Origin of the sequence: Vibrio sp. 05-20-BW147, from assembly GCF_013369385.1 — a bacterium.
GTDB lineage: Bacteria > Pseudomonadota > Gammaproteobacteria > Enterobacterales > Vibrionaceae > Vibrio > Vibrio floridensis.
The window spans coordinates 200812-220485 of sequence record NZ_SZTO01000005.1 but is presented as its reverse complement, the minus strand read 5'-3'; the positions used below and the strand labels follow the sequence as shown (position 1 = coordinate 220485).

Sequence of the window (19674 nt, the reverse complement as noted above, 5' to 3'; positions counted from 1 at the left end):
TTGAGAATTAGGAAGTTGATCAAAGTCTGAGGTGATTTCTTTAACGTAACATGCCCAGCAATTCGAGCACTTTGCCTAATTTTTGTTCGCTGGCTACATCCGGTTTTTCTGCCATGAGAAACCCAATATAAAAAGGAAGTATTAGAATGTGGATTCCTTCAAAACTCACACGCCCAGGCCGACTGCATAATGCGATTGTCCGCCCGAGAGTGTTAGAGCTGCTGCAACAAGCCCCTTACTATAAGTTGGTGCTGTTCCGCTCTCCTGCAGGCTATGGAAAAACCACCATGGCTGCGCAATGGTTGGCCGACAAAACCAATCTGGGTTGGTACAGCATTGATGACAGTGATAACGACGGTTTCCGCTTCATTAACTACCTGCTGCAAGCCCTCAATAAAGCGACCAATGGTAACTGCAACAATGCACAAAAATTGGCAGAAAAGCGCCAATTTTCCTCGCTGCGCTCGCTGTTTAGCGATGTGTTCGCCGAAATGGTCGACTTTCATCAAGAGTGCTATGTGGTACTGGATGACTACCACCTGATCAACAATGAAGAAGTGCACGAAGCGATGCGTTTCTTCCTAAAACACATGCCAGACAACCTCACCCTTGTGGTGACCAGCCGTGCCAACCCACCTTTGGGCACGGCCAACTTGCGTGTGCGCGATCTGATGATTGAGATTGGCAATGAGATGTTAGCCTTCGATACCGAAGAGACCACACGATTTTTCAACCAGCGTGTCGCCGATGGTATCGATGAAGACACGGCCAACAGCCTCTGTAATTATGTCGAAGGTTGGCCATCGGCATTGCAGCTGATCGCGCTACAAGCACAGCATCAAAAACGCACCTTAGCGCAATCGGCCGAATCGGTTTCCCAGTTTAACCATGCGCATCTCTGGGATTATTTGGTGGAAGAGGTGTTTGACCTGCTCGATGCCGATACACGCAAATTCTTGATGCAGGTGTCGGTGCTCGATCACTTTAACGATGAGTTAGTCTACGCTCTCACCCAGCGTGAAGATGCCTTGGGGATGATTGAATCTCTCAACCGCTACGGCTTATTCATCTACCCGCTTGAAGGGGAGCAGAATTGGTACCGCTTCCACAACTTGTTTGGCGAGTTTTTGTCGCATGAGCGTCAAGCACGAATTCCACAACAGGAGCAGGAGCTGAACCGCAATGCCGCCATTGCGTGGTTGAAACAAAAATCCCCGCATCAAGCGATTCGTCACGCCCAAAAAGCGTATGACGGAGAACTGGTGGCGGAGATCCTCAACGAGTTTGGTTGGAAAATGTTCAACCAAGGCGAGCTGTCTACTCTAGAATCCGCCATCAACCTGCTGGAAAAAGATCTGCTGTTCAGTAACCCAAAACTGACGATGCTCCGCGCTTGGCTTGCACAAAGTCAGCACCGCTACAACCAAGTGGGCACCTTACTGGCCGAAGCAGAAAATGAGCACAAAAAGCGCAATATTGACCTTGATATCCAATACCAAGGCCAAGCGAATGCATTACTGGCTCAGGTAGCGATCAACAGCAACGATCCAGAAAAAGCTCTCGAGCTGGCTGAACTGGCACTAAGCCAGCTGGATAGCACGGTTTATCGCAGCCGCATCGTCGCGACTTCAGTCGTAGGGGAAGTGAACCACGTGATTGGCCGCCTTGATCGCGCTCTACCCATGATGCAGCAAACCGAAAAGCTGGCGCGCCAATACCAGGTTTACCACCAAGCACTGTGGGCGATTTTGCAGCAAAGTGAAATTCTTATCGCGCAGGGCTATGTGCAAGCCGCGTTCGAGCTGCAAGATTCCGCCTTCCGTCTGATTGAAGAGCAGCAGCTGCAACATGTGCCTTTGCATGAGTTCTTGCTGCGCGTGCGAGCGCAAGTGTTGTGGTGTTGGAACCGTTTGGACGAAGCCGAAGAATACGCTTACAAAGGGCTGCAAATTCTGGAAAATCATGCGCCAAGTAAACACTTGCACAGTTACTCGATGCTGGCTCGCATTGCGATTGGCCGTGGCGAGCTCGATCGCGCAGGCAAGTTCATCGAACACATTCAACATTTGATGAAGCAGTCCACCTACCACGTGGATTGGACCGCCAATGCGTCACTTTCACTGATCCTATACTGGCAAGCAAAAGGCAAACTCAACGCAATTCAAGAGTGGCTAGACACGGCTGTGCGTCCTGAAAATGCCTGCAACCACTTCTGTCAGTTGCAGTGGCGTAATATCGCTCGTGCTCACATCAACCTTGGTCAATACGACCAAGCGCGCCAAGCCTTGGATTTCTTGCAAAGTGAGGCTGAGAAAGCGAACTTAGTCACCGATCGCAACCGTAACCTGATCATTGAAGCAATTTTTGCTGTTCATCAGAAAGATGAAAATCAAGCCAAAGTGCTGCTTAAGGAAGCACTGCAGCTCACCAACCAAACCGGTATGGTCGGTAATTTCTTAATTGATGGCGCGACCATTGGCACCTTGTTGGAAAAACTCACCAACCGGCATGAGCTGGGCGACTTAGAACGCCACCGCGCGCTGCAATTGATGAAAGATATCTCTTCCAATCAGCGCAGCCGCTCGGTTCACTTTGACGAAGAATTTGTCGAGAAACTGGTCACCCACCCGAATGTGCCTGAGTTAGTGCGCACCAGCCCACTGACACAAAGAGAGTGGCAAGTGCTGGGCTTGATCTATTCTGGCTTTAGTAACGAGCAGATCGCCCAAGAGCTCGATGTTGCGGGCACCACCATCAAAACCCACATCCGCAACTTGTACCAAAAACTCAATATCGCCAACCGTAAAGAAGCGGTCACCACCGCAGAGAATCTCTTGCAGTTGATGGGGTATTAAACGTTTCTTAAGGCAGTCTCAGACTGCCTTTTTTATCCACACTTCAAAATGCTTCCTAAATCACAAGCAAAAAAAAACCAACCGCAAAATAAGTGCGATTGGCTTATGTATGATGTGAACAATGTGTATTCACTAACAACGTCAGTTGGCTAGGTGACCCTCGGCTTAATAAGGGTCGAGAAGTATTATGCATTAATCATGCCAACTTTAAAAGCCCTATTTTTGGGCTGAATATCTCATATATTAACTATTGCTAAAATAATTTTTGCATTATGCAAAAGCATTTTGCAAATGGTTATGCAAATAGCCATTGTGAATACAGTTGCGCTTACTTTTTATACGATGAATCTAAAAGATAAGAATCGTGACCATTGTTCGAAGGCAAGGAGCGCTATGTCCACGTAATTTCATACTTTTTTGACATGAATCTGGGTATACTCGCTGCACTGCTTTTTTACGATTTCAACGACATGAATTATTTGTTTACTTTCTTAAAAGGTTTAGCGATGGGCGCCGCCGACGTGGTGCCAGGTGTCTCTGGTGGCACAATCGCGTTTATTACGGGTATCTATGACACCTTGCTCGAAAGCATTCGTCGCATTAACCCTAGCGTGATAAAAATCTGGCGTGCAGAAGGCTTTAAGGCGGCGTTTAACCACATTAACGGCTTTTTCTTAATCGCTTTGTTTGGTGGCGTACTGACTAGTATCGCAACGCTTGCCAAACTGATCACTTGGCTTTTGGCCAATCACCCTATTCCAATTTGGTCGTTTTTCTTTGGTCTCATCTTGGTATCGGTTTATCACATCCTCAAACAGGTTGAGAAAAAAGACCTCACTCGTTTCGCTCTGTTGTTTCTCGGCATCGCGTTTGCCTACAGCATTACTGTGCTTAAACCACTTCATTTAGAACCCACGTCCATCAATGTCTTGATTGCGGGGGCAATTGCGATTTGCGCGATGATTCTACCGGGTATTTCAGGCAGCTTTATTCTGCTGCTCATTGGCATGTACGCGCCGGTTCTTGGCGCTGTTAAAAGCTTCCAAGTTGACATTCTGGCGCTGTTCTTAGTGGGCTGTGTAACAGGCCTGCTGACTTTCTCTCACGTGTTGTCCTGGTTGCTGCGCAAGTTCCGCGATTTCACTCTAATGTTCTTAACGGGATTGATGATCGGCACACTGCCGAAAATCTGGCCGTGGAAAGAGACCATTAGCTGGCGTTTGAATTCTAAAGGTGAGCAAGTGCCATTAGTGCAACACAACCTGTCACCTTTTGAGTTCGAAGCGCTGACCTCGCAACCTTCGCAATGGGTGATGGCGATTATCATGGCGCTGGTCGCCATTGCTTTGGTGCTGGGCTTAGAGAAGTTTGCCGAAGCCAACGCCAAATAACCCCGACCTAAATCAGTTCAAAGCGGAGAATCCTCTCCGCTTTTTTATTGCTAACGCACAATTTTCAACGGCTGTCGCAGTGTTTCAAATGGAATGTGGTAGGATCGCCTCACGCTTCTTCCAGCTTCAAAAATAATGAACAACATACTGAAAATTATCGCGTTTATCGTCGCTCTCTCAGGCGGATTCTTTGCCAAAGACATCGTACAGCTGTTTTCATCCGACACAACCGCTGTGGCTCAATCTGCGCCTCGGTTAGAGGATTATTGCATGCTCTCAACCCAAGCTTGCACGCAGCAAGCGGTAAGCATGACGTTAAGCAACGATACCGCGCAACCGCTGATTGCCAGTGAAATCACGGTGGAATGGCCTTCGACAAGCGGTGAGCAACTTATGCTGAGTCTGCGCGGGCTAGAAATGGAAATGGGCACGCCAAAGTTTATCTTAAAGCAAACCTCACCCGGTCTTTTTCGCGGTGAAGTGATTCTGCCCGTTTGCACCACCGATGCGATGACGTGGTTAGGCGAGCTTACCGACGGTACTACCACGGTTTACCCTGCAATAAGGATGCAACGATGAGTAAAAATTGGTCTCTCTTTCTGGTGGTCGCTTTTGTGCTTGGATTTGCACTCAAAAGCTATTTGGATCTGCAAGGTAAAGTGGAAAACGAAGCCACACCACCAACGCACTCAGCAGCCATGCTCTATGGGCAAGATGAGCAAGCGGTGAACATTTTTGACACGGAAGATACGCGCATCCGTGTGGTCTATTTTGGTTTTACGCGCTGCCCAGATGTGTGCCCGACGTCTTTGGCGATGCTCTCTGGCGCTTTGAACGAGTTGGACGATGCCACCAAGGCGAAGCTGCGCCCTCTGTTTATTTCGCTCGATCCAGAGCGTGATGACGCGAAGCTTTCTGCGCAGTACGCCCACTATTTCCACCCAATGATTGAAGGGCTCTCTTCTTCACTGGACGTCACCACGGAACTGGCCAAACGCTACGGGGTCATTTTCCGCAAAACAGAATTAAAAGACTCAGAGTTGAAGTACACGCTCGATCACAGCTCTTACTTCTACTTTTTGCAGCCCGATGGCACCTTGATCACCAAAGTGCCACACACCTTAACTCCCGCTCCGATTGTGGAAGCAATAAAAACGATAACCCAAGGAAATTAGGATGAAACTTAAAGCTCTCGCGCTTGCCGCACTATTTGTCAGCCCGTTGGTTAGCGCGCAAATGGATCTCATGGCTCACCACCCTTATGCCCGAGCGATGGCCCCAGGTGCCGTGAACAGTGCGGTCTTTGTTGAACTGATGAACCGCAGTGACAACGTGCGCACGATTGTTGCCGCAGAAACACCAGCAGCAGGCAAAGTGGAACTGCATGACGTCATCAAAGAAGGCGATGTGATGAAGATGCGTCAAGTTGATTCGATTGAGATCCCAGCGAAAGGCAAGACTGTGCTCAAACCGGGCAGCCTTCACATCATGCTGTTTGCTCTCAAAGCACCACTGAATGAAGGTGAGCAGATCGATGTCACGGTGACTTTCGCCAACGGTGAAAAGATGACCTTCCAAGCGCCGGTAAAAAAAGTAATGAAAGGCATGCAGCACTCAGGCCACTAAGTCCTTGGCAGCTGACAGCAAAATGCAAAAAAGGAGCAACTCAGTTTGCTCCTTTTCTTTATGCAACGTATACTCATGCGGTTTCTATGACTGACTGGAGGAATTCTGATGATTGTAACAAACCAAACTCAAAGGGCATGGTTGGGTTAACGGAAAGTCCGTTTTCAATTCTATTATCGCATTACGCGACTTCTCCCTTCCCTTCTCAATTTGCCCGGTCAAACCGGGGTGATTCTATTTGATTTACGAATGAAACCCTGAAGCTATTACTTAGTGGGTGCTTTTGCGCACCGGGAAAATTCGCAATGAACAACACAATGACGTCTTCTCAGCCTTACACTTTGACTCAACTAGGCTGGAAACCATTTTTTCAACAACAACTGACGCTTGAAGATTACGAAAATACGCAGATCTGCCGTATCGTTGCTCATCATCGCAGTGGTTATCAGCTTTGCAGTGAACAAGGGCGCTTTCACCTTGCCATTCACCATGCTCAACCGAAAATGACGGTTGGCGATTGGGTTTTGCTCGATGAGCAGCAACAGTTTAAACGTCTACTTGAACGCCAAAGCGAACTGAGTCGCAAAGCGGCTGGCAGCAAAATTGCGGAGCAGTTGATCGCCACCAATGTCGATACACTGTTTATCGTCTGCTCGCTCAATGATGACTTTAACCTCAGCCGTATTGAGCGCTATCTGAGCATTGCAAAAGAAGCGCACATCGAGCCTGTGGTGGTGCTCACCAAAGCCGATTTATCTCCACAGGCTGAGCAAAACATTACGCAGGTTCAGCAGCTCAGTGCAACATTATGGGTAGAGGCGGTAAATGCGCTCGATCCTGCCAGCGTCGCGGCATTACAACCTTGGTGTGTCAAAGGTAGAACGGTGGCATTTATTGGTTCATCTGGTGTGGGTAAATCGACACTCACCAATACCTTACTAGGGGAGGAGACCCAACAAACGGGTGGAATTCGTGAAGATGACAGCAAAGGCCGCCACACCACCACGGCACGCTCTGTTCATATGATCCCTGATGGTGCATTGATCATCGATACACCGGGAATGCGTGAACTGCAACTTGCCGATTGTAGTGAAGGCGTCAGCGAGACTTTTGCTGAGATCGAAACGCTCGCGCAACACTGTCGCTTTAAAGATTGTCAGCATCAGCAAGAGCCAGGATGCGCCGTTCAACAAGCGATTAACAATGGCACCTTGGAAGCCAGACGTTTACAAAACTACTTTAAGCTGCAACGAGAACAAGCCTACAACGCTTCAACGTTTGCAGAGCAAAGGAACAGAATGAAACAAATTGGCAAAATGTACCGTCACGTGCAAAGTGACAAGCAAAAACTCAAAACCACCTATTAACCTCAACAGAGCGTAACTTTTTCATAACCAAAGTGGGCATTCATTCACTTTGGTTATGCTTTCTCCTTACCAATCACCATGTCAAATTCACCATTATTCAACACTTTTAACCATGCATCACAACATTGAACAAACAATAACCCCAAAAACAAACTAAAACTAGACACAAAATATTACCAAGCTACTATAGGTTCCATTCAGCATAAAAATGGCTGAATTTTTATTAGTTCTATAAAACGATTATTCAAATAACCATAATTCTGATAAATGCAGGAATGATGTATGCAACATAACAGTCTTATCGCCCGATTTGCCCAAGGCAATCTGGTGCTCCAAATCTTAGTCGGTATCATCCTCGGTATCTCGCTCGCGTTGGTTTCACCAAGCTCAGCGGAAAGTGTCGGTATGCTAGGCAGCTTGTTTGTCGGCGCACTGAAAGCGATCGCCCCTATTCTTGTGTTCATTTTGGTCGCCGCTTCGATTGCTAATCAAAAGAAAAACCAACACACCCATATGCGCCCTATCATTGTAATGTACTTAGCCGGGACTTTCTTTGCCGCTCTAACAGCCGTTGTTTTGAGCTTCATGTTCCCGACGACATTAACTCTAGTCACTGGCGCAGAAGGGGCAAACCCTCCTCAAGGCATTCTGGAAGTGATCAAAACCTTGCTGTTCAAGTTGGTTGATAACCCAGTTAATGCACTTATGAGCGCAAACTACATTGGTATTTTGGCATGGGGTGTCGGCCTTGGTTTGGCACTTCACCACGCATCAGACACCACCAAAGCGGTATTTGAAGACCTGAGCCACAGTGTTTCTCACATCGTGCGCTTCATCATTCGTCTTGCGCCATTTGGTATCTTTGGCTTAGTGGCTTCTACATTCGCGACGACGGGTTTCGATGCCTTAGCTGGCTATGCGCACCTATTGGTGGTGTTGCTGAGCGCCATGGCGATCATTGCGTTGATAGTGAACCCTGCCATGGTTTACGTGAAAACCAAGCAAAACCCATATCCATTGGTATTCCAATGCCTACGTGAAAGTGGTGTAACGGCCTTCTTCACTCGTTCAAGTGCCGCCAACATTCCGGTAAACATGGCGTTGTGTGAAAAACTAAAATTAGACGAAGATACGTACTCTGTCTCTATCCCACTGGGTGCAACCATCAACATGGCGGGTGCGGCCATCACCATCACCACACTGACGCTGGCTGCCGTTCATACCATGGGTATCGAAGTAGACTTGATGACAGCGATTCTACTGAGCGTGGTTGCTGCCGTTTCTGCTTGTGGTGCATCAGGTGTTGCTGGCGGTTCTTTGCTCCTGATCCCACTTGCGTGTGGCCTGTTTGGTATTTCAAACGACATCGCGATGCAAGTGGTCGCGGTTGGCTTCATCATCGGTGTGATTCAAGATTCTGCTGAAACGGCGCTAAACAGCTCAACGGACGTGGTATTTACTGCCGCTGTCTGTGAGTCAGAAGCGCAGAAAGCAAAAGGTTAATCTTGCCTCACTGCTCAATACTGCAACGCCCTGCTTTATGCAGGGCGTTTTCATTTTTGGGGGTTAAATCCACTGACCTGAAAGATTACAGCAACCGCCCCAAGCTTGGCTTGAACAAGCCAAAGACGCCTCCATGGGATTGGGCAAGTTAACCAACTGGCACATGGCTTCAATGTCTAAAAGCACCACCACGTTACCTTTACCACTGATCACCTCTTGCTGTTTTAGCTTCTTAAACAACCGAGACAAAGTTTCTGGCGCAATATTAAGTTGCCCCGCCAAGACACTGTGTGCCACAGGTAACTTCAACCAATCACTGCCTTGCTGCTGATACAGCTCCAACAGATAAGAAACCAAACGTTGATTGGCATTTTTCAATGTCAGTTGATCAACGCGATTGACCGCTTGATTGAGCTTGGTCGCCATCGCCCCCAGCAAGTGAAACGCAAACTCAGAGTTTTTCTCACAAAACGCCAGTAGCACTTCTCTGGAGAAAGAGAGCACCACAGAATCCACTTTGGCTTTGGCACTGACTGGATAATGGCTTGGCCGCATGAACATCACCGCTTCCGCGATGCTGTCGCCACTACTGAGTAACTGAAAAACTTTTTCTTCTCCCTCTGGAGAAAAGCGATAAAGGCAAATTTCACCCGATTGAATCAAATAAAACCGTTGGGCATTTTCACCCGTTTCAAACAGGTGCCGACCCTGCTTGACATGCACCACTTGCATTCCTTTGCAAATGGAGACTTTCGCTTCCAGTGGAATACCTGAAAAGATGAAGGAATCTTGAATCAATTGGCGAGTAAAGTCGTCCATCTTTTTTGCCGAATTGACAAATGTCATTTGAGTACCGATTACAAATGTTAATCTAATTGATAAGTATTATCACACACATCAATAACAAGATTAACTGGAATTGGGACTAACAACATGCATTACGGCGTATTAGTGGGTTTACACCTTTTATGTGCGGCCATCTTTATCGGCATCGTCGCGTTTGAAGTATTGATACTCGAAGGGATTCGCCCGCACCTCCCTGCTAAAACCATGTCGCTGGTAGAGCAAGGCATCCATCTTCGTGGCCGGAAAATCATGCCCTTTGTGGTGGCAACACTCTTCATTACGGGTGGCTTAATGGGCTATCAGCATCTTAGCCCGCTGCCTTCATTGTTCGCATCGTCCTTTTCGACCCTGTTGACCATCAAGATCTTACTGGCGCTGAGTGTTTTGACTCATTTCTTGATCGCCATGAAGTACTCGATCTGCGGCAACATGACCTCTAAACGCTTTAAGTACACCCATCTCAGCGTATTCATTCACATGCTGGCGATCATCTTCCTCGCCAAAGGCATGTATTACATCCACTGGTAGCCAATTGCCGCTAGAGCAATGCACACACCATTGATTCAACCAAAGCATATTTTAATTTTGGAGAAAGACACCATGCTCAAACTATCCACAATGGCCCTTGCCTTTGTCTCCCTTTCTGCATTTTCTGCGGGCACGCCACACTTAAGCGGCAGCTACAGCGGTAACTACCAGTTGGAAGTGAGGACCACCAGCAACCAATTGATGGCGAAAAGCGCCCAACGTTACGACTGGAAGTGGGACTTCGACGCCAAAACGGTGACCATCAATGCCGGTTTTATTCGCAGTGCTTTTGCCTCGATTCCTATTGGCTATAACGCGCACCAGCCAATTACGCTGGCTGACAATGGGGACGGTACGTACACCATTGACTACGTCTTCCAAGCGTATAACCCGCTTTATGGTTTCCCGAAAGCCAACACTAGTACCACGTTTGAAATCACGGATACCGGTTTTGGTCTTGAAATCAAAACCTTGGATTCAGACCAAGATGGCGTGATTGGCGAAGCCATTTACGGCTTGTTCCCTTGGGATATCGAACTGAACTGGACTGGCACCGCCCAATAAACCTCACACGGATGCTCGGTGGCCGTTTGGCCACCGATATTAAAAGGATACCCCATGAAAAAGTGCGCACTTGCATCGACTCTCGCAGCCAGCCTAGTCATTTCGACTTCGGCATTTTCCGCTGCTCTTTCTGGCACCTATGCTGGCCATTATTCTCTGACCATGAATGCCCACCGAGACAATGGCATCAACAATATGCCATGGCCTGAACGCTCGCTCGATGGCGAGTATCAAGGCAATAAATACAAAATTTTAGGCAACAGCATTACAGATGGCATCTGGGTGTGGGATTTCGACCAACAGACGGTCACCATCTCCGGCAGCACTCTCTTGGCCATGGGCATGCTGTATGTGCCTTTCCAAGCCTTCAATGCCGCAGAAATTGAAAACCGCAGAGCGGATCAAACCGTTGTGATTGATGATCTCACTGAAATTACATTCCCCTTTGAGTACGACAGTGTCACTGGCTTATATAAAATAGAGTACGCACAGAAGAAATACGTGCAGCCTCCGTTTCCCGTTGAAGGCGTCGCCAACTACCCTATTGGCCTTACGCAATCTTACCTGCGCATCCAACAACAAGAGAATGGCACTTTGACCATCAGCACCGCCGATGTTGAAGAGGGTATCGAACCTGATCAGGTTCCGGGAACGCGCATTGAAGGGGTCTTCCCTGCGATTGTTCAGGTTGAATATAACGCCAAAGGCATGCGTTTCGACCCTAAAACCGACAGCAACAATGACGGTATCACTGATACGGTGGCCAAATTACTCGGTTTAGATCCTATTTCTGGAGACACCGATGGTGACCACTTAGATGACATTGTGGAAATCCCCGTGTTCCTACGAGCCAAAGACTCTGATTTTGACGGATTGTCCGATGCCCATGAAGCGGGCGATGCGGCAAATAACTCGATGTTAGTCAGTGGAGTGAAATTGGAAAATGGTTTACGCCTTGACTTATCCAATCCCACACCAATCCCGATCACCCACACTCGTGTAGGCAAGCTTGATACTTCGCTGCCACCTATGCACACCTTAGTTGGCGAGTTGCCACCGAGTAAAAATGCCGAACTACAAACCCTCGATTATGGTTATGGCATGTTAGCCTTTAACATCGGCACCCCAGAAAAAATGCTCGAATCGGATCACGTTGAGCTCAACCTTACATTGACTCAACTCCCCGCAGGGTTAGAAATCTATCAAGTGGTGAGAAAAACCGATTTTGACATCGGTGGATGGACTCAAGAGTTTGTCAAACTGAGCTGGGCGAGCCCGGACAATGGTCAGATTTCACTGAAATTGCAAAATCCCGACTTTAATCCGATTTTTCAGGCAAACCTCATTTTCACCGCACCACAAGTGAAGAGTGAAGGCGACAAACCAGACACCGCTGCAAGCAGCAGCTCAGGTGGCAGCATGGGCATGTGGTCACTATGGCTATTGGGCTTGGCATCATTACGTCGTCCACTCACAAGCTGGAAGCGACAGTCACGATGAAACAATCGGGTATGATTTATGGGCTCGCTTTAGTGAGCCCCTTTTGCTTTGCGGTGAATGACACGGTCATCATTCAAGGTCACGGTGATGAATCCATCGACAAGGTCGTGTTGCAAGAGCAACTGAGCCAAATTCCAGGTGGCACCAATTTGATTGACACCAACGCGCTCGCGGGCAGTCAATCGTCCTTAGCCAAGGTGCTCAATCAGCAGGCAGGCATCATCGTTCAAGAGTTTTTTGGTGGTAATGATCAGCCACGCATTAATATCCGTGGCTCTGGCTTACAAGACAATCCGGTCAACCGTGGCATTCAGTTGCTCTATGATGGATTGGCACTCAACCAAGCGGATGGATCCTTTGTCATCGGCCTGATCGACCCTGAACAAGCCAGTTTGATCTCCGTTTATCGCGGCGCCAATGCCTTACGCTATGGCGCAACCACTCTCGGTGGCGCGATCAACTTCCACAGCAAAAATGGCCAAAACCAACCGAATCAATTGCAACTGGAAGGCGGCTCTTTCGGCGCGTTCAAAGCAGGGGCCACATTGGCCAATCAAAGCCAACAGTGGGACAGCCTATTGAGCATTGCTCACAGCCAACGTGAAGGCTATCGTCCCAACAGCGCGGCCAAACGTGATTCTGTCAACGTCAATGTGGGTTACCAAGGGGAAACATGGCACAACCGCACCTATTTTACTTGGGTAGAGAACCATTTTGAGATCCCTTTTCTGCTGCCGAAAGATCGCGCCCTTGCGGATCCTCAGCAAGTGATGGGGCAAGGCAATCAGCCAATGGACACCCTGCTGAACATTCCGCGCCGCAAGCCATTTCGGACCACAGAGCAGCAACGCCTCGCCAACCAAACCGTGTGGCAAGGAGAACAACATGAAACGCAGCTCGGCTTATACTATGAACATCTCGATGATCAATTTCGCAACCCGTTAACCCAAGCCAACAGCGAGCATAAAAATGTCGGGATCGATCTATCCAGTGGATGGGATTGGTCGTCCAATGATTACCTCAATCGTCAGTTGCTCGTCTTTGCTCAGTTCAACCACGGTGAAATGCCGCGAGAGTTTGCCTCGGTGCATCCTGTCAGCGGCGATTTGCTCAGCCCTTTTGCTCGCCTAGATCTGCAAGCACAAAACCTCACCATTGGTGGGCAACTGCGCTACGAGCTGTGGTCCGGATTCTCGACCATCGCTGCGGTTCAGTGGGTGCACAATCAACGCACCATCACCGACTTGATGAGTGAAGGCATTTTAGACAGCGACTTTGACTATCAAGTGTTCAACCCCAAGCTGGGTGTGGTGTATCAATGGGACAGCAATAAACGCGTATTTGCCAATCTCAGTGGCAGCTCCGAAGCGCCCAACTTTTGGCAATTGGCCACCGTTTCCGCCAACCCAACCGATCCCCTCAACAACCACGTTTATATCAATGATCTGCAATTACAAACCGCCACCACCCTAGAAATCGGCGGTTCTTGGCAACAGCAAACCCTGCAGTGGGATCTCGCTTGGTATTACTCTTGGGTGCAAGATGAACTGATCTCAGTGGTAGGCGATTTTGCGGTGAATGGCAAAACCATCAATTACCAAGGCGAAACCATTCATCACGGTATCGAAGCGGCGTTGGTCCACCACAGCGATTCGCTGCTATTTGAAGGCGATGCGTTGGCAAGCCGGCTCATTTACAACTGGAGCCATTTCTATTTTGCAGACGGGCTCTATCAGGGCAATCAAATTGCTGGCATTCCTGTCCATTTGATTCAAGGAGAATGGGATTATCGCCCATCCCAGCAATGGCGCGTCACCCCCAATTTCACTTGGCAGCCAAGCAAAACCTACACCGACCACGCCAATAGCCAAGCCAACCGCCAAGACCCTTATTTCCTGCTGGGCTTCAAACTGGGTTACGAGCCAAACCACGACTTGTCACTGTTTTTGGAGATCAATAACTTGACCAACACCGACTATCAAACCGCTTATGCCATTCGTGGATTGGGGGCGTCAGATTTGCCCACATTCATTCCGGGCCCAGGAATCAACGCCATGATAGGAGCGAGCTACACATGGTAAAACGTTGCGCATTACTCATTGGTTTGGGCATATTCACCGCTCTTTCAGTGCAAGCAGAGATCCCACACACCGGCCTTTACCAAGGCCAATATCAAATCACCATGCGTGCCGCGCCACTGGGGAACATTCTCGGCTATGGCGTCACTCACGCCAATTGGCAATGGGATTTTGACAACGATACCGCCGTGGTGTCTGGCACCACTTTATCGGTTGGCTTTAACTACGCACTGCACGATCTCAATAACCAAGATGCAAAGAGTGATGTTCTCCACTTCACTCGGAATACCGATGGCACCTTAACGCTGCATTACGCACTGCAGATCTACCACCCAGGTTTGGGTAACCCCATGGCCAACACCTCGACGCGTTTTGCGGTGACCCAAGAGGGCGCAAAGCTCATGGTAAAAGCGATCGATTGGGAAGAAAATGGGCCCGACGGCATTGTGGGCACGCAAATTCCCAATGTATTTCCTTTGGTGATTGAACCGGATTTGGCCGGTTTTATTGTGGCTTCAGGACAAGACAGCAACCACGATGGCATTGAGGATCATATCGCGCTCCAACTTGGGCTCGACCCCAACGCCCTCGACAGCGATAACGATGGCATCAGCGATTGGCAAGAACTCGCGGGCAACCTTTCCACACCGCTCGATAGCGATGGTGACTCCGTTATCGATGCCTTAGAACCCGGCAGCGATGCTCACAATCCACACCTAGCCTCCGGGCTGACAACGCTCAACCAACAACGCTTATCCGTTGATGGTTATCCGCACTTTACCCTCCACAACGCTCAAATTGGCTCGATGCTAAAACCCGTGTCGAACCCAGACAACAGTGATGATTTTATTGAGCTCGACTCCACCTTGGGCCAACCCGGTTTGGACTACCCATGGGGAAATCTCGCGCTGACGTTCTCGCCTGCCACCAGCGAATTTCAGCAGCAATCCCTTCGTTTGCGTTTTTCTGCCCATTTGCCACAAAAGCTATTGCTGTACGCCTATCAGCCAAATGCCAACCATCAGTATCAACGTATTCCCGCAAGTCGAATTCGTCGCGATGATGACCGCACCATCACGCTGTTACTCAACAGTGACGATGCTTGGCTGCAACCAAATGCCAGTGGCCAACCGCAACTCACGCTTGCCCTTGCGGAAAATACCTTGGGTGATGTCGCTCGCGAACAACACGCGGGCTCATCGGCGGGTAGCCTAGCAATGCACTGGTTATGGTTCTTAGGCATCATAGCGGTTTGGCGACGCCGCCCATCACGTGGATAACCAGCACCCTCGTTGACACCAAAAACTGCCAGTCGTTCATCGGCTGGCATGCAGCCTCCTTTTGCACTCGTAAAGCCAATGTATTTCCACTGTTTTTATACGTTTGCTGCTAGCTCGCTTATCCATCATCCACTGTTCGTTAATTTCCGATAAAAATTAACTATCGTTGAAAACGTGAACGTCAGCACATTGAGTGACAACGGCTTTTTCTCTTGCGACGGTTTTTCCAGCGTGGCTCGATCACAAAACAGACTTTTCATCCCCCCTCCTACGCCCTAAATGTGTGCGTCATTTCACACGGCTTCCTTCTACCATTCGTGATCGCCATACCTACATTGCTTTATTTATCAATAACAAAAATCTTTGCTGCGCTCTCTCACATTTTGCAGGCAAACGAAATTCATAGCATATCCGAGCTTATTATCATTACGCATATGGATATAAAACGTGAACAAACAACCTTTCAATTTATCTCTGCTGGCGAAAGCCATCATGCCCATCATGGCAACCTCGTTACTCATTGGTTGCAATGCCTCGAACGACGGTGAAAACACCCCACCCCGCTCAGAGCCTAAAAAAATGGCACGTGTCTATTTCAAAGCCAGCGAAACGGTCACTCCTGCTGCGGAGAGCAGCGGTTATGACAACGCAACGTTATACGTTTGGAACAATGAAACCTGTGGTGGCTACGCCGAAACCGACGAAGGCCATGATGATTGGAACACGGGTATTAAACCCACTGGTGTGGACGATAAGTTTGGTGCCTACTGGGATCTGCAAGTGCGCAGCGAAGCGACCCAGTGCATCAACTTTATTCCTCGCGTTGGCAACGATAAACCCCTTGGTAACTTCGATGCCAAACTCGATCTGACCCAAACAGGCAAAAATAACGCCGTCTACACCCAGCAAGGTGTCGCTGCGGTTTACCCAGAGCTGATCTCCACCTCTGACATCCCGGCCAACACGGCACGCGTTTACATGAACACGCCAGATGGCGATGAAGGGCACTTCACCTTACACGTTTGGAACAACGACACCTGTGGCGCGTTTAATGGTAACAACAGAGATTGGCCTGGTATGGAGCCCACCGGCTTTAGTGATGTGTACGGACCGTATTGGGATCTGCCAGTGAAAGGCGCAGAGGGTTGCATCAACATCATTCCAAACAACAAACCCGATGGCTACCAAACTTCAGACCTTAAGTTCGAGTTTGATAAAACCACCGCGATTGGCAATGTCGCATTTGTATTTAAAGGCACCAACAAGGTGTACTACACCGCCTTAGCACAAAAGCCTGTGGCACAAGTTGAACTGTCAGGCGCGAGCGCGATTTTTGCCGATGACAGCGTAATTCTGGTCAACGCCAAAGACGCTACCAGCGTTACACTCTACTACTCAGAAAGCGGTGAACTGGCCTTCGATAGCGCTAGCAAAAAAGTCACTGGCGCAACCAAACAAATCAGTTCCAGCAAAGCGGCGAGCAGCGATTGGAACAAAACCAAGCCACATCTGAGCAACGATTTTATCGGTTTTGAAATGGACTTTAGTGGCGAAGGTAACGCGCTGAAAGATCTGCTGAAAGGTCAATTGATCTTGGTGGCAAGCGATGCGACAGGCGTTATTAAAGCGACCGAAGTACAACCCGCCAGCGCATTAGATGCACTCTACGCCGCGGCTGCGACCAAGCTCAGTTATGGCGCGGTGATCAACCCAGACAACACCACCACATTCCGCCTTTGGGCACCAACAGCGCAGAGCGTCAAGCTGGTCCCGTACAATGCTGAAAAGCAAGCGCAAACCGCCCTCGCAATGACATTTGATGCCACCAGCGGTGCCTGGATAGCAGAAAACACCACACTCAAACACGGTGATTTCTACCGCTACGAAGTGACGGTTTACCACCCGGCCACAGACAAGGTCGAAACGTACCAAGTGACCGACCCATACTCCTTGAGCCTCTCGATGAACTCGGAATACAGCCAAGTGGTGAATTTGGCCAACGCGGAGCTCAAGCCGTCTGGATGGGACGCACTTGCCGCACCGCACAACCAAGCGAACCCTGCCGAGTTTGTCTTGTATGAAGCGCACATTCGTGACTTCTCGGCACTGGATGGCTCAACGGCCGAAGCCAATCGTGGTAAGTACAAAGCGTTTACTCAATCAGGCACATATCCTGTCGAGCATCTGAAAAAACTGGCTCAATCGGGCGTCACGCACTTACACCTGCTGCCAACCTTTGATATTGCAACCATCAATGAAGACCCAACCAAAGTGGCGAACATCAATCAGCCCTTTGCGAAGTTGTGTGAACTGGATGCGAGCGTGAAAGACGATGCCGATTTCGGCAGCTACTGCGACAGCAATGAAACGCTCAGTACAGTGTTTGAAACACTGGCTAAAATCGATGATAAAGATAACCCATTGGTGCAACGTCTAAACAGCCATGTGCGCAATCTAGACTCGTTTAACTGGGGTTACGATCCGTTCCACTACACGGTGCCTGAAGGTTCTTACGCATCGGATGCTGAAGGTATGGTGAGAATCAAAGAGTTCCGTGAGATGGTGATGTCGGTGAAAAATGAGATCGGCATGAACGTGGTGATGGATGTGGTCTACAACCACACTAACGAATCAGGGGTATCGTCCAAATCGGTGTTGGATCGCATTGTACCTTGGTACTACCAACGCCTGAACGAGTTTTCAGGTGCAGTGGAGCAATCGACCTGTTGTTCTAACACGGCTCCGGAAAACCAAATGTTTGCCAAGCTGATTGATGACTCCATTACCACTTGGGTGAAAGAGTACAAGATCGATGCGTTCCGCTGGGATTTGATGGGCCACCACCCACTGGCGCAAATACAGCAAACCTTGACTGCCGCCCAAGCCGTGGATCCAAATGTCTACTTCTACGGTGAAGGTTGGAACTTCGGTGAAGTGGGTAACGATCGCATGTTCCAACAAGCGACCCAGCTGAACCTTGCGGGCACGGGCATTGGTTCGTTCTCGGATCGTCTTCGTGACGCGGTGCGCGGCGGTGGCCCATTCGACAGCCAAGATTCGCTTCGCTCAAACCAAGGTTTTGGTAACGGCATCTACGTTCAAGTGAATGATAAGAACCAGCAAAACGCCGAGCTGATGGCAACCGCGCTGCACCTTGCTGATCTCACTCGCTTGGGCATGGCGGGCAACTTAAAAGCCTTCCCATTCATCGATAGCAAAGGCAATGCGATCACCGGTGCCGAGTTGGATTACAACGGCCAACCCGCGGGTTACGCAGACCATGCCTGGGAAATCCAGAACTACGTCTCCAAACATGACAACCAAACCCTGTGGGACAACAACCAGTACAAGATTGCTTACACCGCGACATCCGCAGAGCGCACACGTATGCAAGCGGTCGGTTTGTCTACCGCAATGCTAGGTCAAGGCGTGCCATTTATCCATATGGGTAGTGAGCTACTGCGTTCTAAATCGATGCAGCGCGACTCGTATGACTCTGGTGATTGGTACAACCGCGTTGACTTCACTAAGCAAGACAACAACTGGAATGTTGGCCTGCCACGCGAAGACAAAGACGGCAGCAACTGGGCAATCATCGATAGCGTCTTAGAAATGGCAGACGATCATGCAAGGCCAAATACGACTGATATCGATAACATGGACACGTTCTTCAACGAGTTGGCAGCCCTACGCGCTTCTTCTGGCCTGTTTACCCTAGGTAAAGGGGAGCAGATCGTCAAACGCGTGAAGTTCCACAACACAGGCGCAGAGCAAAGACCTGGCCTCATCGTGATGAGCATCGATAACAGTGGTGATAACCACGATGCCACCATTGATGCAACGCGTGATGGCGTGGTGATTGTGGTGAACGCAGCGCCAACCATGGTTAGTGACTTTGCCAAGTTTGATGCAGCGGGTTACACGCTCCATGCCCTGCAAACCAGTGCGATCAATGCAGGCAATGCATCTCTAGCGGAGAACCAAACCAGTGTGGCAACCGTGACAAACGGAGCCCTCTCCGTCCCTGCGTGGTCTGTTGCCGTGTTTGAAAAACTGCGTTAATCCTTGTTCATCAATAACAGGATATAAACAAAGGGGGAAGCCAAATGGCTTCCCCCTTTTTTGTTCAAGTTAGC

14 protein-coding genes are annotated in these 19674 nt (G+C 49.2%); 13 read left to right on the top strand and 1 reads right to left on the bottom strand.

Annotated elements, in window-relative coordinates; all coding sequences use genetic code 11:
- Positions 1-146: 146 nt before the first annotated feature.
- From malT to sstT, 7 genes are all read left to right on the top strand, one after another.
- Positions 147-2855 carry an HTH-type transcriptional regulator MalT gene (gene malT, locus FC652_RS06230; protein WP_176297915.1) on the top strand — a complete coding sequence of 903 codons (2709 nt, stop codon included), beginning with the start codon at positions 147-149 and terminating at the stop codon, positions 2853-2855.
- A 470-nt stretch (positions 2856-3325) separates the two neighbouring features.
- Entirely contained in the window at positions 3326-4246 is a 921-nt protein-coding gene (locus tag FC652_RS06225) for a DUF368 domain-containing protein (protein WP_086016894.1), read from the top strand.
- 135 nt (positions 4247-4381) lie between these two features.
- Complete coding sequence (locus FC652_RS06220; RefSeq protein ID WP_044024003.1) at positions 4382-4825, top strand: hypothetical protein; 444 nt, start codon at positions 4382-4384, stop codon at positions 4823-4825.
- A complete protein-coding gene (locus FC652_RS06215; RefSeq protein ID WP_011082133.1) occupies positions 4822-5421 on the top strand; it encodes an SCO family protein in 600 nt (199 codons plus the stop codon). The genes FC652_RS06220 and FC652_RS06215 overlap by 4 nt, the downstream gene beginning before the upstream one ends.
- Before the next feature lies 1 nt (position 5422).
- On the top strand, positions 5423-5872 hold the full coding sequence (locus FC652_RS06210) for a copper chaperone PCu(A)C (protein WP_176297914.1): 450 nt from the start codon (positions 5423-5425) through the stop codon (positions 5870-5872).
- 305 nt (positions 5873-6177) lie between these two features.
- Positions 6178-7239 carry a ribosome small subunit-dependent GTPase A gene (rsgA, locus tag FC652_RS06205; protein WP_176297913.1) on the top strand — a complete coding sequence of 354 codons (1062 nt, stop codon included), beginning with the start codon at positions 6178-6180 and terminating at the stop codon, positions 7237-7239.
- Between the two features lie 282 nt (positions 7240-7521).
- Entirely contained in the window at positions 7522-8742 is a 1221-nt protein-coding gene (gene sstT, locus FC652_RS06200; protein ID WP_133295537.1) for a serine/threonine transporter SstT, read from the top strand.
- Between the two features lie 63 nt (positions 8743-8805).
- Here the strand turns inward: sstT and FC652_RS06195 are convergent, their stop codons facing one another.
- Positions 8806-9588, bottom strand: a complete 783-nt coding sequence (locus tag FC652_RS06195; protein ID WP_050988929.1) for a Crp/Fnr family transcriptional regulator — start codon at positions 9586-9588, stop codon at positions 8806-8808.
- 87 nt (positions 9589-9675) lie between these two features.
- Here FC652_RS06195 and FC652_RS06190 point away from each other — a divergent pair, with 87 nt between their 5' ends.
- The 6 genes from FC652_RS06190 to pulA all read left to right on the top strand — a co-directional run bounded on the left by FC652_RS06190 (position 9676) and on the right by pulA (position 19600).
- Positions 9676-10116 carry a CopD family copper resistance protein gene (locus FC652_RS06190; protein ID WP_038963193.1) on the top strand — a complete coding sequence of 147 codons (441 nt, stop codon included), beginning with the start codon at positions 9676-9678 and terminating at the stop codon, positions 10114-10116.
- A 72-nt stretch (positions 10117-10188) separates the two neighbouring features.
- On the top strand, positions 10189-10680 hold the full coding sequence (locus tag FC652_RS06185) for a hypothetical protein (protein WP_038968303.1): 492 nt from the start codon (positions 10189-10191) through the stop codon (positions 10678-10680).
- Positions 10681-10734: 54 nt separating this feature from the next.
- The gene (locus tag FC652_RS06180) at positions 10735-12180 is read left to right on the top strand and encodes a hypothetical protein (protein WP_176297912.1); all 1446 of its coding nucleotides are present in this window, start codon (positions 10735-10737) and stop codon (positions 12178-12180) included.
- The gene (locus tag FC652_RS06175; RefSeq protein ID WP_176297911.1) at positions 12117-14261 is read left to right on the top strand and encodes a TonB-dependent receptor; all 2145 of its coding nucleotides are present in this window, start codon (positions 12117-12119) and stop codon (positions 14259-14261) included. The genes FC652_RS06180 and FC652_RS06175 overlap by 64 nt, the downstream gene beginning before the upstream one ends.
- The gene (locus FC652_RS06170) at positions 14255-15538 is read left to right on the top strand and encodes a hypothetical protein (RefSeq protein WP_176297910.1); all 1284 of its coding nucleotides are present in this window, start codon (positions 14255-14257) and stop codon (positions 15536-15538) included. The genes FC652_RS06175 and FC652_RS06170 overlap by 7 nt, the downstream gene beginning before the upstream one ends.
- Positions 15539-15985: 447 nt before the next feature.
- Positions 15986-19600, top strand: a complete 3615-nt coding sequence (pulA, locus tag FC652_RS06165) for a pullulanase-type alpha-1,6-glucosidase (RefSeq protein ID WP_176297909.1) — start codon at positions 15986-15988, stop codon at positions 19598-19600.
- The last annotated feature ends 74 nt before the right edge of the window (positions 19601-19674 follow it).

Excerpts from the sequence above, each read along its gene's own strand:
- malT (WP_176297915.1), top strand. The coding sequence starts at position 147 with ATGTGGATTCCTTCAAAACTCACACGCCCAGGCCGACTGCATAATGCG.
- FC652_RS06225 (WP_086016894.1), top strand. The coding sequence starts at position 3,326 with ATGAATTATTTGTTTACTTTCTTAAAAGGTTTAGCGATGGGCGCCGCC.
- FC652_RS06220 (WP_044024003.1), top strand. The coding sequence starts at position 4,382 with ATGAACAACATACTGAAAATTATCGCGTTTATCGTCGCTCTCTCAGGC.
- FC652_RS06215 (WP_011082133.1), top strand. The coding sequence starts at position 4,822 with ATGAGTAAAAATTGGTCTCTCTTTCTGGTGGTCGCTTTTGTGCTTGGA.
- FC652_RS06210 (WP_176297914.1), top strand. The coding sequence starts at position 5,423 with ATGAAACTTAAAGCTCTCGCGCTTGCCGCACTATTTGTCAGCCCGTTG.
- rsgA (WP_176297913.1), top strand. The coding sequence starts at position 6,178 with ATGAACAACACAATGACGTCTTCTCAGCCTTACACTTTGACTCAACTA.
- sstT (WP_133295537.1), top strand. The coding sequence starts at position 7,522 with ATGCAACATAACAGTCTTATCGCCCGATTTGCCCAAGGCAATCTGGTG.
- FC652_RS06195 (WP_050988929.1), bottom strand. The coding sequence starts at position 9,588 with ATGACATTTGTCAATTCGGCAAAAAAGATGGACGACTTTACTCGCCAA.
- FC652_RS06190 (WP_038963193.1), top strand. The coding sequence starts at position 9,676 with ATGCATTACGGCGTATTAGTGGGTTTACACCTTTTATGTGCGGCCATC.
- FC652_RS06185 (WP_038968303.1), top strand. The coding sequence starts at position 10,189 with ATGCTCAAACTATCCACAATGGCCCTTGCCTTTGTCTCCCTTTCTGCA.
- FC652_RS06180 (WP_176297912.1), top strand. The coding sequence starts at position 10,735 with ATGAAAAAGTGCGCACTTGCATCGACTCTCGCAGCCAGCCTAGTCATT.
- FC652_RS06175 (WP_176297911.1), top strand. The coding sequence starts at position 12,117 with ATGGCTATTGGGCTTGGCATCATTACGTCGTCCACTCACAAGCTGGAA.
- FC652_RS06170 (WP_176297910.1), top strand. The coding sequence starts at position 14,255 with ATGGTAAAACGTTGCGCATTACTCATTGGTTTGGGCATATTCACCGCT.